The sequence below is a fragment of the Arthrobacter pascens genome, assembly GCF_017052465.1.
GTDB classification, from domain to species: Bacteria; Actinomycetota; Actinomycetes; order Actinomycetales; family Micrococcaceae; genus Arthrobacter; species Arthrobacter pascens.
This window is the reverse complement of record NZ_JAFHKT010000140.1, coordinates 1-333: the sequence shown is the minus strand read 5'-3', so window position 1 is coordinate 333 and position 333 is coordinate 1. Positions and strand designations below refer to the sequence as shown.

Here is a 333-nt window from a genome sequence, read left to right as displayed (position 1 = left end):
CTCCGCCGCCGCGTTCGCCCGTTCCCGCAGCCTCCTCGACCACCCTGACCGGCCCGCCTACTTCATGGCGTCCACGCCCGTGGAGCAGCTGGGTTCGCTGACCATCGGCTCCCGGCCCTCCAAGCGCCCGGACTCCGGCGCCGGCCTGGGCGGGCTGCGCGCCATCCCGTGGGTGTTTGGCTGGACGCAGTCGCGCCAGATCGTGCCGGGCTGGGTCGGCGTGGGATCCGGCCTGAGGGCCGCCCGCGAGGCGGGTCACTCCGCCCAGCTCGTGGAGATGATGGACCGCTGGAACTTCTTCCGTTCGGTGCTCTCCAACGTGGAGATGACCCT

Annotated in this window: 1 protein-coding gene; it reads left to right on the top strand. The window is 72.1% G+C overall.

Translation table 11 applies throughout. The features are described from left to right. Window positions 1-333 (top strand): phosphoenolpyruvate carboxylase (locus tag JYA52_RS12195; RefSeq protein WP_205653453.1); only part of this gene is annotated, 333 nt, incomplete at both ends.